This is a genomic window from Teichococcus oryzae (assembly GCF_008386565.1).
In the GTDB taxonomy this organism is placed as follows: Bacteria; Pseudomonadota; Alphaproteobacteria; order Acetobacterales; family Acetobacteraceae; genus Pseudoroseomonas; species Pseudoroseomonas oryzae.
Genome location: NZ_VUKA01000009.1, coordinates 36,882 through 51,420 on the forward strand (window position 1 = coordinate 36,882; position 14,539 = coordinate 51,420).

A 14,539-nucleotide genomic window follows, 5' to 3' on the forward strand; every position below is an offset into this window, starting at 1 on the left:
ATTTAGAGGCCGCTGAACAGCTCCGTCGACAGGTAGCGCTCGGCGAAGGAGGCGGCGATCCCGACCACCAGCTTTCCTTCCATCGCCGGCTCGGCCGCCACCTCCATCATCGCGTGCAGCACGGCACCGGAGGAAATCCCGATCGGCAGCCCTTCCAGCCTCGCGCAAAGCCGCGCGGCAGCGAAGCTTTCCCGCTCGGTGACGCGCTTCACCTCGTCCACGCGGTTCAGTTCCAGCACGGAAGGGCGGAACCCGGCGCCAATGCCCTGGATGGTGTGGGGGCCCGGGTCGTCCCCCGACAGAACGGCGGATTCCGCCGGTTCCACGCCGATGATGCGCATCTCCGGCCGGCGCGGCTTCAAGGCGCGCGCGATGCCGGTCAGCGAGCCGCCGGTGCCGATGCCGGCCACCACGGCGTCCACCGCGCCGGCGGTGTCGCGCCAGATTTCCTCGGCCGTGGTGGCCTCATGGATCGCCGGGTTGGCGGGATTGTCGAACTGGCGCGGCATCCAGGCATCGGGCGTGCTGGCCAGGATCGCCTCGGCCCGGGCGATGGCGCCGGTCATGCCTTCCCGCGCCGGCGTCAGCTCGACCTCCGCGCCAAGCAGCCGCAGCATCTTGCGCCGCTCGATGCTGGCCCCGTCCGGCATGGTGACGATCAGCCGGTAGCCCTTGGCGGCGGCCACGAAGCCAAGCGCGATGCCGGTATTGCCCGAGGTCGGCTCCACCAGGATGGAGCGTCCGGGCATGATGAGCCCCTCGCGCTCGGCGGCCTCGATCATCGCCAGGCCGATGCGGTCCTTGATCGAGCCAAGCGGATTGAAGAACTCCAGCTTCAGCGCCAGCCTCGCCTGCAGCCCGCGCTCTGCTTCCAGCCTGGGAAGGCGGACAAGAGGGGTCTGCCCCACGGTGGAGAGGATGCTGTCATGTAGGCGGCCGGGTTGAGCCGGACTTGGGGTGTTTCCTTCGGGCATGGGAAAGCTATATCACGGACGAGGCGCGTGGATCAGGGGGGTGATGATGTTGTTGCGACGCGATCGGGCCATGACGGCGGTTTCCATTGTGCTGGACGTGGCGTTTCATGCGGGCCGGGGCACCACGGTTCCCGCCGGCGATATCGCCGACCGCCTGGGCGAGGCGCGGCGCGGCATCGAGCCGGTTTTGCAGGCCCTGTCCCGCGCCGGCATCCTGGGCAGCACCCGCGGGCCGCGGGGCGGCTACCGGCTGGGCCGCGCGGCGCGGGACATCACCCTGGCGGAGGTGGTTTCCGCCACCCGGCCCGGCGAATCGGAGGATGAGGGGGGGAGCCCGCCGGCCTCGCCATCGCCGCTGCAATCCCGCGTGGTGCAGCCGCTCTGGGCGGAGCTGGAAGGCAGCGTAATGGAAACCCTTGGCAGCCGCACGGTGGCCGAGCTGCTGCGCCGCGCGGCGCTGGAAGGCCTGCAGCGGCCCGCGCCGGAAGCCCTGAACTTCGCCATCTGAACAGGACCCCGGGCGCCTGAAGGCACCGCTTGCGCCTCAAGCTGCGCATCGGTCATGCTCCCTCCGGAACGGCCACTGCACGAGCTGTACGGGAGGGATGATTGGACGCCATTCTGGAGACGCAGGGGCTCAGCAAGCAGTTCCTCGGCTTCACCGCTGTGGGTGACGTGTCGCTGTCGGTCCGGCGCGGCAGCATCCATGGCCTGATCGGCCCGAACGGGGCCGGCAAGACGACCTGTTTCAACCTGCTGACCAAGTTCCTGCCGCCCACCAGCGGCACCATCCGCTTCAACGGGCGCGACATCACGCGGATGAAGCCGGCCGAGGTGGCGCGGCTCGGGCTGGTGCGTTCCTTTCAGATCTCGGCGGTCTTTCCGCATCTGACGGTGCTGGAGAATGTGCGCGTGGCACTGCAGCGGCAGCGTGGCGGCTCCTTCGATTTCTGGCGCTCGGATTCGGTGCTGCGGCGCTTCGACGCGCGGGCACGGGACTTGCTGGAGGATGTCGGCCTGACCGCCTTCGCCCAGCGCGCCGCCGGGGAATTGCCCTATGGCCGCAAGCGCGCGCTGGAAATCGCCACCACCCTGGCGCTGGAGCCCACCATGATGTTGCTGGACGAACCCACCGCCGGCATGACCGCCGAGGATGTGGACCGGATCGTCACGCTGGTGAAGCGCGTGGCGGAAGGCCGCACCGTGCTCATGGTGGAGCATAACCTCAAGGTGGTGGAAGGCCTGTGCGACACCATCACCGTGCTGACCCGTGGCCGTATCCTGGCGGAAGGCCCTTATGCCGAGGTGTCGCGCAACCCCGAGGTGATCGCGGCCTATCTGGGCACCGATCCCTCCATCACGGGTGCCGCGGCGCATGGCTGACCCTTTGCTGAAGGTCGATGGGCTGCAGGCCTGGTATGGCGAAAGCCACATCCTGCACGGCGTCGGCATCGAGGTGCACGAAGGCGAGGTGGTGACGCTGCTCGGCCGCAACGGCGCCGGCAAGACCACCACGCTCCGCGCCATCATGGGGCTGGTCGGGCGGCGCAGCGGCAGCATCCGCTTCGAGGGGCAGGAACTGGTGGCCGCCCGCAGCGACCGCATCGCCCGCGCCGGCATCGCGCTTTGCCCGGAGGAGCGCGGCATCTTCGCCAGCCTCGACGTGACGGAGAACCTGTTGCTGCCGCCGGTGGTGCGGCCGGGCGGGTTGTCGCTGGACGAGATCTACGCGCTGTTCCCAAATCTGAAGGAGCGCGCCCGCTCACCGGGAACACGGCTGTCGGGCGGCGAGCAGCAGATGCTGGCCATCGCCCGCATCCTGCGCACCGGCGCGAAGCTGCTGATGCTGGACGAGCCGACCGAAGGGCTGGCGCCAGTGATCGTGCAGCAGATCGGCCGCACCATCCGCGAGATCAAGCAGCGCGGCTTCACCATTCTGCTGGTGGAACAGAATTTCCGCTTCGCGCAAACTGTCGCCGACCGCCATTACGTGATGGAGCATGGCCGTGTCGTCGACGCCGTCAACAATGCCGAGATGGCCGGCGCGATGGGACGTCTGCACGAATATCTGGGCGTCTGAGGCCGCCCGGAGCCCATCGCCATGCGGCCTTCCATGGCATGCCACGCCACCTCCGGCCCCGGGAGACAACAGGGGCGAAAGGGAGTTGCTCGTTCATGGTTCAAGATCGCCGCAGCCTGCTGAAGTCCGGTGCCGGCCTGGCACTGGTTCCCGCCCTCGCGGGCCTGCCGTCGCGCGGCCGGGCGCAGGGCGCGACAACGCTCAAGATCGGCGTGCTGAATGACCAGTCCGGCGTGTACCGGGAAGTCTCCGGCCCGACCTCCACCGCCTGCGTGCGGCAGGCGATCCAGGACAGCGGCATCGCCGCCAAGGGCATCACGGTCGAGGTCGTGCAGGCCGACCACCAGAACAAGGCCGATGTCGGCGCCACCATCGCACGGCAATGGATTGACCGCGACGGCGTGGATGTCATCGTCGACGTGCCGAACTCCGCCGTGGCGCTGGCGATCAACGGCATCGTGCGGGAGAAGAACAAGGTTTACCTGAACTCCACCGGCGGCACGACGGAGCTGACCGGCAGGCAGTGCAGCCCGAACACGGTGCACTGGACCTACGACACCTACATGCTGGCCAAGTCCACCGGCGGCGCCATGGTCAAGACCGGCGCCGACAGCTGGTTCTTCATCACGGCCGACTACGCCTTCGGCCATGACCTGGAGCGCAACACCTCGGCCTTCGTGCAGGCGGCGGGCGGCAAGGTGCTGGGCGCGGTGCGGCACCCGCTGCAATCCACCGATTTCTCCTCCTACCTGCTGCAGGCGCAGCAGAGCCGCGCCAAGGTGGTGGGCCTGGCCAATGCGGGCACCGACACCATCAACTGCGTCAAGCAGGCGGCGGAGTTCGGCGTCACCCGGCGCGGCACCAAGATCGCTGTGATGCTGATGTTCATCAACGACGTGCACAGCCTGGGCCTGAACGCCGCGCAGGGTCTGGTCTGCACGGAAAGCTTCTACTGGGATCTCAACGACCGCACCCGCGCCTTCACCGACCGGGTGAAGGGCAGCCTCGGCGGCAATTACCCGGCCATGTCGCATGCGGGCTGCTATGCCTCGGTGCTGCACTACCTGAAGGCGGTCGCCGATATGGGCGGCGCCGCGGCCAAGTCCGACGGCGCGGCCACGGTGGCGCGCATGAAGGCCATGCCGACCGACGATGATTGCTTCGGCCAGGGCAAGATCCGCGAGGATGGCCGCAAGCTGCACCCGGTCTATCTGTTCGAGGTGAAGAAGCCCGAGGAATCCAAGGGCCCCTGGGACTACTACAAGATGCTGCAGACCACCTCGGCCGATGAAGCCTGGCGTCCGGTGTCCGAGGGCGGCTGCCCGCTGGTGCGTGCCTGATTCCCGGCGCGGGCCGGTTCGGCCCGCGCCATTCCGCCGCTTCGCCCCAGGATGACCCACCAGTGATCGAAGAACTGCTTTTTCAACTGGAACTCGGCCTGCCGCAGGTGGTGCTGGGGCTGGTGAACGGCGCCTTCTACGCGCTGCTGTCGCTCGGCCTCGCCGTGATCTTCGGCATGCTGAACGTGATCAACTTCGCCCATGGCGCACAATTCATGGTCGGCGCTTTTGTCGCCTGGATGCTGCTGAACTGGGGCGGCATCGGCTACTGGCCCGCATTGCTGCTGGCGCCGCTGATCGTCGGTGCCTTCGGGGTGGTGCTGGAGCGCACCATGATCAGCCGGCTCTACAAGCTGGACCACCTTTACGGCCTGTTGCTGACCTTCGGCCTGGCGCTGATCATTGAGGGGCTGTTCCGCAACAGCTTCGGCTCCTCCGGCCTGCCTTACGCGCCGCCGGAGCTGCTGGCCGGGCCACCGGTCGATCTGGGCTTTATGTTTCTGCCGAAATACCGCCTCTGGGTGGTGGTGGCGGCGGTGGTGATGAGCCTGCTGACCTGGATCGTCATCGAGAAGACACGCCTCGGCGCCTATCTGCGCGCCGCGACCGAGAACGCCGCGCTGGTGCAGGCCTTCGGCGTCAACGTGCCGCGCATGATGACGCTGACCTATGCCGCCGGCGTGGCGCTGGCCGCCTTCGCCGGCGTGCTTGCGGCGCCGATCTATTCGGTGAATCCGCAGATGGGGTCGAGCCTGATCATCACCGTCTTCGCCGTGGTGGTCATTGGCGGCATGGGCTCCATCCTGGGCTCCGTGCTGACCGGCTTTGGCCTGGGGCTGGTCGAAGGCCTGACCAAGGTGTTCTATCCGGAAGCTTCCTCGACCGTGATCTTCGTCATCATGGCCATCGTGCTTCTGGCACGGCCGGCCGGCCTGTTCGGGAGGGCCTGAGCCATGGCCGGCCAAGCCACCGCCTTCACCGCCACCGCGCAGCAGAGCCCGGGCCTGCCCGGCCTTGCCGCCCTGGGCTTCAACCGGGCGCAAAGCATCGCCTTCCTGCTTCTGCTGGGGTTGCTGCTGGTCGGGCCGTTCGTGCTCTACCCGGTGTTCCTGATGAAGCTGCTTTGCTTCGCCTTGTTCGCCTGCGCCTTCAACCTGCTGATCGGCTATGTCGGATTGCTGTCCTTCGGCCATGCCATGTTCTTCGGCATGGGCGGCTACGTGACGGCGCATGCCGCCAAGGTCTGGGGCCTGACGCCGGAGCTGGCGATCCTGGCGGGCGGCGCGGTGGGCGCGGTCCTCGGCGTCGTGGCGGGCTGGATCGCCATCCGCCGCCAGGGCATCTATTTTGCCATGATCACCCTGGCCCTGGCGCAGATGATCTTCTTCGTCTGCCTGCAGGCGCCTTTCACCGGGGGCGAGGATGGCATCCAGTCGGTGCCCCGCGGCGCGCTTCTGGGTGTCTTCAGCCTGGCGCAGGACATGAGTCTCTACTGGGTGGTGGCGGCTGTCTTCCTGGCCGGCTTTCTGCTGATCAACCGCATCATCCATTCGCCATTCGGGCAGGTGCTGACCGCCATCCGCGAGAACGAGCCGCGCGCGATTTCCCTTGGCTACCGCGTGGATGACTACAAGCTGATGGCCTTCACCCTGTCCGCCACCCTGGCCGGCATCGCCGGCGGCACCAAGGCGCTGGTGTTCGGCATCGCCACCCTGACGGATGTCTACTGGGCGATGTCGGGGGAGGTGGTGCTGATGACGCTGGTGGGCGGCCTCGGCACGGTGTTCGGCCCCGTGCTGGGCGCCGCGGTGATCGTGTCCATGCAGAACTACCTGGCGGAGTTCGGCGCCTGGGTCACGGTGATCCAGGGCTGCATCTTCGTGGCCTGCGTGCTGGCCTTCCGGGCCGGTATCGCCGGGCAGCTGGGCCGCTGGCTGCGGGTGCGTCTCTGAGGCTGTGCCGGTCCGGTGGCATCACCGGGCCGGGGCAAGCCGCCCGTTTGAGCGGCGCCTTTCTGGATCGAGGCCGAGCCGCAGGGCCTGATCGGCGATCACCGCGAGCCACGCCGTGAAGACGGCTCCCTGCAACACCCAGGACAGGTTGCCATTGGCCAGGCCGGTCACGATGGGCGTGCCGAGGCATCGCGCGCCGGCCACCGCGCCCACGGCGGTGGTGGCGATGGCCAGTACCAGGGCCACGCGCAGGCCGGCCTGGATGACGGGCAGGGCCAAGGGAAGCTCGATCTGTGCCAATATGCGGCCAGGTCCCATGCCGGTTCCGCGCGCCGCATCCAGCACGGCGGCGGGCACCGCATCCAGCCCGGCCACCGCGCTGCGCATCACCGGCAACGCAGCATAAAGGACCAGCGCCAGCAGCGTCGGCGCCGCGCCGAAGCCCATCAATGGCAGCGCCAGGGCGATGGCCGCGATGGGCGGCACCGCCTGCGCCAGGGAGAACATGGAATCCAGCAGGGGCCGCAATGCGCGGCCGGCGGGCCGCGTGGCCAGGATCGCGGCGGACAACCCGATCAAGGCGGCGATCAGGGTCGCCCCGAGCGCAAGCATCAGATGCTCGGCCAGCAATGCGAACCAGCTCTGGCTGTCCCAGACGGGGCGGGAGATGCCGGGAAACAGCGCCTGCCACAGCCAGCCGAGCCGGGGCGCCGCCGCCAGCGCCACCAGGAACAGCAGCAGATTGCCCAGCAGCAGGATCATCGGGGGGCGACCAGATCGGCCCAGTGCAGCGTGCCGCCCGGAAAGGCGCCTTCCGCCGGTATCGCGAGGCAGGCGCTTCCCTCAGCCAGCATCAGCATCAGGGCCTGCTTCAGGGAAGCGTCGGCCGGCAGCATGGGCAGATCCTGCCGGGCGTCCTCCGGACGGGCGAGGCTGCTGGCCGGAAGCGTCGCCAGGCGGTGGAAGGCCAGGCTTTCCTTGCCGAAGATGCGGCGCACCGGCCCTTTCTCTGCCTCCTGCAGCAGCGACGCGGAGGACCCCTGCGCCACCAGCCTGCCCTGATCCAGCACGGCCAGGGTGTCCGCCAGGGTGAGGGCTTCCTCCACGTCATGGGTGACGAACAGGATGGTTTTGCCGGTTTCGGCATGGATCTCCCGCAGGGCGGATTGCAGGCCGCGCCGCGTGCCGGGATCGAGGGCGGAGAATGGCTCGTCCATCAGCAGCAGCGGCGGATCGGCGGCCAAGGCGCGGGCCAGCCCGACACGCTGCGCCTGGCCGCCGGACAGCTCGTGCGGGAAGCGGTCCCGGAACAGCGCGGCATCCAGCCCGACGAGGTCCAGCAGAACATCCACGCGCCGCGCGACACGGGCGGCATCCCAGCCCAGCAGGCGCGGCACGGTGGCGATGTTGTCACCCACGCGCCAATGCGGGAACAATCCGACGGATTGGATCACATAGCCGATGCCGCGCCGCAGGGCCTCCGGCTCGGCCCCCGCGACATCACGCCCATCCACCAGCACGCGGCCGGCGCTGGGCTCGACAAGGCGGTTCACCATCCGCATCAAGGTGGACTTGCCGGAGCCGGATTCGCCCAGCAGCACGCAGATGCTGCCGCGCGGCACCTCCAGCGTGACGCGGTCCACCGCCACCTGCTCGCCATAGCGGCGCGACACCCCCTCGAAGCGGATCACCGCCGGCGCTCCAGCGCCGCCTGCAAGGCCGCGCAGCCACCATCGGCCAGCAGCGACAGCGCGACCACCGGCAGCACGCCCAGCAGGATCAGGTCGGTCGCCAACTGGCCGATCCCCTGGAACACCAGGGCACCAAGGCCGCCGCCGCCGATCAGGGCGGCCAGCGTGGCCAGACCGATCGCCTGCACCGCCGCCACGCGCACGCCGCCGGCCATCACGCCCAGGCCCAGCGGCAGGCGCAACTGGCGCAGGATGGCGCCTTCGGTGAGACCCTGACCCCGCGCGGCGTCGATCACCGCCGGCGACGCGACGCGCAGCCCAGCCAGGAAAGCGCTGGCCAGGGGCAGCAGCAGATAGGTGGAGATGCCCAGCACGGCCGGGGCCGGGCCGATGCCGCCAATGCCCCAGCCGCGCAAGGCGGGCGCCCAGGCCGCCAGGGCCGCGAGCGGGCCCATCAGCAGGCCGAACAGCGCAATGGAAGGGATCACCTGGAAGCCGTTGGCGACCGCCATGAGGAGCGCCTCCACCCGGCTCCGGCGCAGCGCCAGCAGGCTGAGCGGCAGGGCCACCGCCAGCGCCAGGAACAGCGCGCCTCCGGCCAGGGCCAGATGCTGCCAGAAGGCCAGGCGGATCTCGCCGCCCCGGGCCATCGCTTCCCGTGCCAGGGACAGGTCCGCAAGCGCGCCAGCCGCCCACAGCACGGCAAGGCCCAGCACCGACAGGGCCATGAAGTTGCGCGGCGTTCCGCTCCGGCCCGCCGCGCAGCATCCGGCGGCCAGGGCGAGCAGCAGCATGGCGACCCAGAGCCCAGCCGCCGGAGCGGCCCGCGCCACGGGAGATGCGCCCTGAAGGGCTTCCCGCGCGGCCAGGCCAATCACGGCCACCAGGGAGCAGAGCGCCAGCGCCGCGGCGGCTTCCGCCCAGTTCAGCAGGGGCGCGCGGCGGGCCAGCAGCATCACCGCCAGGCAGGCCACCAGAAAGAGCCCCAGGCACAGGGTGGTCGCCGTGGTCACCGGCAATGGCACCAGACGCGGGCTCAGCAGCCGGTTCGGCGCCACCGAAAGAAAACCCAGCAGAAAGGGCGCCAGCGCCGCCAGTGCCGTCAGCACCGCGACGGCCGTGGCCTCCCGGGGTGCCGCGGAGGCTTCCCGCCGCTCCGTCGCATGAAGGACGGCGACAGGCTGTGGCTCCATCAGCCCAGCAGGCCGAGGCCGCGCAGATGCGCCGTCGCCACCCGGGGTGCCGCCTGGCCTTCCACCACGATGCGGGAATTCAGCGTTTGAAGGGTTTCCAGCGACAGCGAGGCAAACAGCGGCCGCATCCATTCGCCCATCTGCGGCAGCCGCTCCGCCGCCTCCTGACGCAGAACCGGCGCCGGCTGGTAGACGATCTGCGCGCCCTTGGGATCGCCCAGCACCTGAAGGTCCAGCGCCGCGATGGCGCCATCCGTGCCATACACCATGGCGGCATTGACTCCGTTGAGCTGTTCCGCGGCCGCGCGCATGGTCACCGCCGTGTCGCCCCCCGACAGCACCAGGAGCCGCTCCGGCGGAAGGGTGAAGCCATAGGCCTTCTGGAAGGCGGGCAGGGCGGCGGGGCTTTCCACGAACTCGGCCGAGGCTGCCAGCTTGAAGCGGCCATTGCGGCCGAGATGCGCCGGCAGGTCGGCCAGGGTCGCGAGGCCCGCGCTTTTCGCCAGGTCGCGCCGGATGGCGATGGCCCAGGTATTGTTGGCGGCGGCCGGTTCCAGCCAGACCACCTTGTTGCGCTCGGCATCCAGCTGGCGAACCTTGGCGGCGGCCTGGCGGGGATCATGCCAGGCGGGATCGTCCTCCATCTGGAAGAAGAAGGCGCCGTTGCCGGTGTATTCCGGATAAAGGTCGATCTCGCCGGCCAGCAGCGCCTGGCGCAGGATGCGCGTCGGGCCGAGTTGCAGCCGGCGCTGCACCGCCACTTTCCGCGCTTCCAGCAACTGCGCCATCATCTCGCCCAGCAGGGCGCCCTCGGTGTCGAGCTTGGAGCCGATCACCAGGGGGCGGTCCTGGCCATGGCCTGTCCGTGGCAGCAGCATGGGCAGCGCCAGGGTGGCGAGGATGGTGCGGCGACAAAGGCGGAGCATGGCGGTTCTCCGAGAAAACGGCGGGCGGGCTTTGAAATGGCCCGGCCTGTTGCGGCAACGCACCAGCTTCTTCCGGGTGTCAGGCAGAGCCGCGGAAATTCATGGCGATGCGGACCACGAGACTGGCCATCCTGGCACCGCTTGCCAAGGCGGGATTCCACTTGCGCTGCGGCGTCCGGATGCCGACCCTTCATCCATGCACGCGCTCCGGATGTTGCTTCTGCTCGGTTCAGCTCTATCGCTGGCGCCTGTCGCCGTGCTGGCGCAACAGGCTCCGCCCGCGACGGCGGACGCGCGCAAGGCCGAGGTGAACCGCCTCCTGGACATCCTGCCCGCCGCGCCGGACGACACGGCGGCGGCGGCGCTGGAAGCGCGCATACGCGGATTGTGGGCCCAGGGAGCCTCTCCGGCGGTGACGCTGCTGCTCAGCCGCGGCCAGCGCAACCTGCGCGCCGAGGCGGCCGCCGATGCGGTGGAGGATTTCGACGCGGCGCTGACCCTGCAACCCGATTACCCCGACGCCTGGCTGATGCGGGCGCAGGCCCTGGTGGCGGCGGGGGACTACCCGGCCGCCCTGCGGGACCTGCGGCAAACCCTGTTGCTGGAGCCGCGCCATTTCGGCGCCCTGGCCACGCTGTCAGCCTTGCAGGAGCAGATGGGCGATGCCGAGGGCGCCCTTCGCTCCATGCAGGAGGCGGTGTCGCTGCATCCCCGGATGGCCGGGGCGCAGGAGCGCATGACTCGGCTGCGCACCGCCGCGCGCGGCCAGGGGATCTAGGAGTTCCTTACTTCACCACGGCGACGCGCAGGGCGTTGGTGGTGCCCGGCGTTCCGAACGGCACGCCGGCGGTGACCACCACCTCGTCCCCCGATTGCGCGAAGCCTTCGGTCTGTGCGGCGCGCACCGCCTTGGCCACCATGTCGGTCATGGAATGGGGCTCGGCCGATGGCAGCGGGTGCACCCCCCAGACCACCGCCATGCGCCGCGCCGTGGCCTCGCTGGCGGTGAGGCCGACGATCGGACTGGTGGGACGCTCCCGCGCCACGCGCAGGGTGGTCGAGCCGGTGGAGGTGAAGGTCGCGATCGCCACGGCGTCGATGGTTTCGGCCACCTGGCGCGCGGCGGCGGCAATGGCGCCCGCCGAGTTCTTTTCCGGCGCCGGCCGCGCCGCGTCGGTGATCTGCCGCCAGCCGCTGTCCTGCTCCACCCGGGCCAGGATGCGGTCCATCATGTTCACCGCCTCGAACGGATACTGGCCCGCCGCGCTTTCGGCCGAAAGCATCACGGCATCGGCGCCGTCGAACACCGCCGTCGCCACGTCCGACGCCTCGGCGCGGGTAGGGGCGGGGACGGAGATCATGCTTTCCAGCATCTGGGTGGCCACCACCACCGGCTTGCCCAGGGCGCGCGCCTGCCGGACGATGCGCTTCTGGATGAGCGGAACCTCCTCGGGCGGACATTCCACGCCGAGGTCGCCGCGCGCCACCATGACGCAATCGGTGAGGTCGAGGATGCCGTCCAGGTTCTCGACCGCCTGGGGCTTCTCCATCTTCACCATGACCCAGGCGCGGCCATCGGCGATGGCCTTGGCCTCGGCCACGTCTTCCGGCCGCTGCACAAAGGACAGGCCGATATACTCGATGCCGAGCGGCAGCACGAATTCCAGGTCGGCCCGGTCCTTGGCCGTCAGCGCCGGAATGGGCAGGGCCACATCGGGCACGTTGACGCCCTTGCGGTCGGACAGCGCGCCGCCCACGAGGATCTCCGTTTCCAGGTGATCGTCTCGCTTGTGCACGACACGCAGGCGCAGCTTGCCGTCATCCAGCAGCAAGGTGGTGCCGATGCGCGCCGCCTCCATGATCTCGGGATGCGGCAATTGCACCCGGCGCACATCGCCCGGCGTGGCGTTCATGTCGAGGCGGAAGCGCTGCCCCGATTGCAGTTGCACCCGTCCACCCTGGAAGCGGCCGACACGCAGCTTCGGCCCCTGCACATCGGCCAGGATGCCGATCGGGCGGCCGACCTTCTTTTCCAGCGCACGGATCATGGTGATGCGCGCGGCATGGTCCTCATGGCTGCCATGGCTGAAGTTCAGGCGGAACACATCGGCCCCCCCCCGGTACAGCCGCTCGATCACCTCAGGCGTGGAGGAGGCGGGGCCCAGCGTGGCGATGATCTTGGTGCGGCGGCGGCGACGAAGGGGAAGGCGCGGCGGCAAAGCAATATCCTTTTGTCTCGCGGAGGCGCGGAGCGCAGGGGAAGGGTTGACCGCTTCAGGCGATCAGGATGGCGCGGAAATCATTCACGTTGGTGAGCGTCGGGCCTGTCACGATGGTGTCGCCCAACGGTTCGAACAAGGCGTGGCTGTTGTGCGCGGCCAGCAATGCGCGGGCATCGAGGCCAAGGCCGGCGGCACGCGCCAGCGTGTCAGGCCCTGCGACCGCGCCAGCGTTGCTTTCCGAACCGTCGATCCCGTCCGTGTCGCCCATCAGCGCCCAGCATCCTTCCAGCCCCGCCGCTGCCAGAACGAAACCCAGCAGGCATTCGGAGTTGCGGCCGCCACGTCCGCCCTTGGGCGTTCCCGGCCGGATGGTGACGGTGGTTTCGCCGCCCGAAAGCAGCAAGGCGGGGGCCGGAAGCGGATGGCCATGCGAGCGCACGCTGCGGGCGATGCCGGCGAGCACGGTGCCGACGATGCCGGCCTCGCCTTCCAGCGCGTCGCCCAGCAGCAACGGCGTGAGGCCCATGCCGCGCGCTTCCGCCGCCGCCGCCTCCAGGGCCATCTGCGGCGTTGCGATCAGGTGGAACTCCGCCCGCGCCAGGCGCGGATCGCCCGGCTTCGGCGTTTCCTCCCGCGCCGCCTGCAGATGCGCGGCGACCGGAGGCGGCAGCTCGATGCCGTAATGGGCGACAATGGCCCGCGCCTCGGCGAAGCTTGACGGATCGGGCACGGTCGGGCCGGAGGCGATCACCGCGGGGTCATCCCCCGGCACGTCGGAAATGGCGAGGGTCACGACCCGCGCCGGATGCGCGGCGGCGGCCAGCCTGCCGCCCTTGATGGCGGAAAGATGCCGGCGTACGCAGTTCATCTCCTGGATGGTGGCGCCGGAGGCCAGCAGGGCGCGGTTCACCGCCTGCTTGTGGTCGAGGGTCAGCCCCTCGGCGGCCAGCGGCATCAGCGCCGAGCCGCCGCCGGAGATCAGTGCCAGCACCAGGTCATCCGCCGTCAGGCCCTCCACCGCCTGCAGCACGCGCCGAGCCGCCGCCTCGCCCGCCGCATCCGGCACTGGGTGGGAGGCCTCGACCACCTCGATCCGGCGGGTCGGGACGGCGTGGTCGTAGCGGGTGATCACCAGGCCTGAAAGCGGGCGGTCCGGCCAGGCATCCTCCACGGCCGCCGCCATCACCGCCGCCGACTTGCCGGCGCCCACCACCACGACGCGCCCTTTCGGCGGCTCCGGCAGGTGGCCGGCGAGAATGGCCCGGGGATCGGCCGCGCGGATCGCCGCATCGAAGCAGCGGCGCAGGGCAGCGCGCGCCATGGTGTTGTTCCAGCTCATCCAGGACCTCCGGCCGATGCCATGGGTTTGCCGATTTCCGCCCCGGGAGGGAAGGGGGAGGCGACGCGGCCCGCCAGGAATCGGACAACGGCCAGGGCAGCCCGTCGCCAGGCCGGGAAAGCGCCGCGCCCTCCGCCAGGCCCGGTGGCCATAGGAATCGGCGGATGGCATGCCATAGTGGGGCCGGCCAGGAATTGGCCGGGCCGTCAGGGCGAAGGATTGCAATCCTTTCAAAAACCTCGCCAAAACGGCAGCGAAGCGGAAAGCACGCCAGGGATGCCAGACACCACAGACACCAAGCCAGGGGCCGAAGCGCGCCCTGTTTCCGCCGGACGGCAATTGCTGTTCCTGCGCGAGGAGGAACTGCGGCTGGCCCAGGACCTCCTGTTCTTCGGCTATCGCGATTTCACCGCCGGGCCCGATGCGCTGCTTGAGGAAATGGGGATGGGCCGGGCCCATCACCGGGTGCTGCATTTCGTCGGCCGACGTCCCGGCATCACGGTGGGTGACCTGCTCGCCATCCTCGGCATCACCAAGCAATCGCTGGGGCGGGTGCTGAACCCGTTGATCGAGCAGGGCTATGTCACCCAGGCCCCAGGCCGCGTCGATCGCCGGCAAAGGCTGTTGTCGCTGACCGAGAAGGGCGAGGCACTGGAACGGCGGCTGTTCGAGCGGCAGCGCGAATGGGTGATGCGCGCTTATCGCGAGGCCGGGCCGGCGGCGGTGGAGGGCTTCCGCCGCGTCATGCGCGGGCTGATGGGGCCGGAGGCGCGCGCCCAGCTGGATCGCGCGCCACGGAACGACCCCCGGAGCGCGGCCTGA

15 protein-coding genes are annotated in these 14,539 nt (G+C 69.7%); 8 read left to right on the top strand and 7 right to left on the bottom strand.

Annotated features, from left to right (window positions below):
• Positions 1 to 2 precede the first annotated feature (2 nt).
• The gene (gene cysK, locus F0Q34_RS15660) at positions 3 to 974 is read right to left on the bottom strand and encodes a cysteine synthase A (protein ID WP_149813179.1); all 972 of its coding nucleotides are present in this window, start codon (positions 972 to 974) and stop codon (positions 3 to 5) included.
• 46 nt (positions 975 to 1,020) lie between these two features.
• Between cysK and F0Q34_RS15665 the strand changes: the two genes are divergently transcribed.
• The 6 genes from F0Q34_RS15665 (at position 1,021) to F0Q34_RS15690 (ending at position 6,346) form a co-directional block, all read left to right on the top strand.
• Positions 1,021 to 1,482, top strand: a complete 462-nt coding sequence (locus tag F0Q34_RS15665) for an RrF2 family transcriptional regulator (protein WP_149813244.1) — start codon at positions 1,021 to 1,023, stop codon at positions 1,480 to 1,482.
• A 101-nt stretch (positions 1,483 to 1,583) separates the two neighbouring features.
• Positions 1,584 to 2,357 carry an ABC transporter ATP-binding protein gene (locus tag F0Q34_RS15670; RefSeq protein ID WP_149813181.1) on the top strand — a complete coding sequence of 258 codons (774 nt, stop codon included), beginning with the start codon at positions 1,584 to 1,586 and terminating at the stop codon, positions 2,355 to 2,357.
• On the top strand, positions 2,350 to 3,054 hold the full coding sequence (locus F0Q34_RS15675; protein ID WP_149813182.1) for an ABC transporter ATP-binding protein: 705 nt from the start codon (positions 2,350 to 2,352) through the stop codon (positions 3,052 to 3,054). The genes F0Q34_RS15670 and F0Q34_RS15675 overlap by 8 nt, the downstream gene beginning before the upstream one ends.
• 95 nt (positions 3,055 to 3,149) lie before the next feature.
• Positions 3,150 to 4,394, top strand: coding sequence for an ABC transporter substrate-binding protein (locus tag F0Q34_RS15680; RefSeq protein ID WP_149813183.1), 1,245 nt, complete (start codon positions 3,150 to 3,152; stop codon positions 4,392 to 4,394).
• 62 nt (positions 4,395 to 4,456) lie between these two features.
• Positions 4,457 to 5,344, top strand: a complete 888-nt coding sequence (locus F0Q34_RS15685; RefSeq protein ID WP_149813184.1) for a branched-chain amino acid ABC transporter permease — start codon at positions 4,457 to 4,459, stop codon at positions 5,342 to 5,344.
• A gap of 3 nt (positions 5,345 to 5,347) precedes the next feature.
• On the top strand, positions 5,348 to 6,346 hold the full coding sequence (locus tag F0Q34_RS15690) for a branched-chain amino acid ABC transporter permease (RefSeq protein ID WP_149813185.1): 999 nt from the start codon (positions 5,348 to 5,350) through the stop codon (positions 6,344 to 6,346).
• Between the two features lie 21 nt (positions 6,347 to 6,367).
• On the opposite strand, the gene F0Q34_RS15695 is transcribed toward F0Q34_RS15690, so the two are convergent.
• Genes F0Q34_RS15695 through osmF form a run of 4 tightly spaced genes read right to left on the bottom strand, consistent with a single transcriptional unit; the run spans position 6,368 to position 10,156 of the window.
• On the bottom strand, positions 6,368 to 7,108 hold the full coding sequence (locus F0Q34_RS15695; protein ID WP_149813186.1) for an ABC transporter permease: 741 nt from the start codon (positions 7,106 to 7,108) through the stop codon (positions 6,368 to 6,370).
• Entirely contained in the window at positions 7,105 to 8,037 is a 933-nt protein-coding gene (locus tag F0Q34_RS15700) for an ABC transporter ATP-binding protein (protein ID WP_149813187.1), read from the bottom strand. The genes F0Q34_RS15695 and F0Q34_RS15700 overlap by 4 nt, the downstream gene beginning before the upstream one ends.
• Complete coding sequence (locus F0Q34_RS15705; protein ID WP_149813188.1) at positions 8,034 to 9,230, bottom strand: ABC transporter permease; 1,197 nt, start codon at positions 9,228 to 9,230, stop codon at positions 8,034 to 8,036. The genes F0Q34_RS15700 and F0Q34_RS15705 overlap by 4 nt, the downstream gene beginning before the upstream one ends.
• Complete coding sequence (osmF, locus tag F0Q34_RS15710; RefSeq protein ID WP_149813189.1) at positions 9,230 to 10,156, bottom strand: glycine betaine ABC transporter substrate-binding protein OsmF; 927 nt, start codon at positions 10,154 to 10,156, stop codon at positions 9,230 to 9,232. Before osmF ends, F0Q34_RS15705 begins: the two co-directional genes overlap by 1 nt.
• Positions 10,157 to 10,367: 211 nt before the next feature.
• Between osmF and F0Q34_RS15715 the strand changes: the two genes are divergently transcribed.
• Positions 10,368 to 10,934: a tetratricopeptide repeat protein gene (locus F0Q34_RS15715; RefSeq protein WP_149813190.1), complete on the top strand. Its 567-nt coding sequence runs from the start codon at positions 10,368 to 10,370 to the stop codon at positions 10,932 to 10,934.
• A gap of 7 nt (positions 10,935 to 10,941) precedes the next feature.
• Here the strand turns inward: F0Q34_RS15715 and pyk are convergent, their stop codons facing one another.
• A complete protein-coding gene (gene pyk, locus F0Q34_RS15720) occupies positions 10,942 to 12,375 on the bottom strand; it encodes a pyruvate kinase (protein ID WP_149813191.1) in 1,434 nt (477 codons plus the stop codon).
• A gap of 55 nt (positions 12,376 to 12,430) precedes the next feature.
• Positions 12,431 to 13,717, bottom strand: a complete 1,287-nt coding sequence (locus F0Q34_RS15725) for a glycerate kinase type-2 family protein (RefSeq protein WP_149813192.1) — start codon at positions 13,715 to 13,717, stop codon at positions 12,431 to 12,433.
• A 276-nt stretch (positions 13,718 to 13,993) separates the two neighbouring features.
• Here F0Q34_RS15725 and F0Q34_RS15730 point away from each other — a divergent pair, with 276 nt between their 5' ends.
• Complete coding sequence (locus tag F0Q34_RS15730; protein ID WP_174242061.1) at positions 13,994 to 14,539, top strand: MarR family winged helix-turn-helix transcriptional regulator; 546 nt, start codon at positions 13,994 to 13,996, stop codon at positions 14,537 to 14,539.

Excerpts from the sequence above, each read along its gene's own strand:
- F0Q34_RS15690 (WP_149813185.1), top strand. The coding sequence starts at position 5,348 with ATGGCCGGCCAAGCCACCGCCTTCACCGCCACCGCGCAGCAGAGCCCG.
- F0Q34_RS15675 (WP_149813182.1), top strand. The coding sequence starts at position 2,350 with ATGGCTGACCCTTTGCTGAAGGTCGATGGGCTGCAGGCCTGGTATGGC.
- F0Q34_RS15665 (WP_149813244.1), top strand. The coding sequence starts at position 1,021 with ATGTTGTTGCGACGCGATCGGGCCATGACGGCGGTTTCCATTGTGCTG.
- F0Q34_RS15705 (WP_149813188.1), bottom strand. The coding sequence starts at position 9,230 with ATGGAGCCACAGCCTGTCGCCGTCCTTCATGCGACGGAGCGGCGGGAA.
- cysK (WP_149813179.1), bottom strand. The coding sequence starts at position 974 with ATGCCCGAAGGAAACACCCCAAGTCCGGCTCAACCCGGCCGCCTACAT.
- osmF (WP_149813189.1), bottom strand. The coding sequence starts at position 10,156 with ATGCTCCGCCTTTGTCGCCGCACCATCCTCGCCACCCTGGCGCTGCCC.
- F0Q34_RS15715 (WP_149813190.1), top strand. The coding sequence starts at position 10,368 with ATGTTGCTTCTGCTCGGTTCAGCTCTATCGCTGGCGCCTGTCGCCGTG.
- F0Q34_RS15680 (WP_149813183.1), top strand. The coding sequence starts at position 3,150 with ATGGTTCAAGATCGCCGCAGCCTGCTGAAGTCCGGTGCCGGCCTGGCA.
- F0Q34_RS15730 (WP_174242061.1), top strand. The coding sequence starts at position 13,994 with ATGCCAGACACCACAGACACCAAGCCAGGGGCCGAAGCGCGCCCTGTT.
- F0Q34_RS15725 (WP_149813192.1), bottom strand. The coding sequence starts at position 13,717 with ATGAGCTGGAACAACACCATGGCGCGCGCTGCCCTGCGCCGCTGCTTC.
- F0Q34_RS15695 (WP_149813186.1), bottom strand. The coding sequence starts at position 7,108 with ATGATCCTGCTGCTGGGCAATCTGCTGCTGTTCCTGGTGGCGCTGGCG.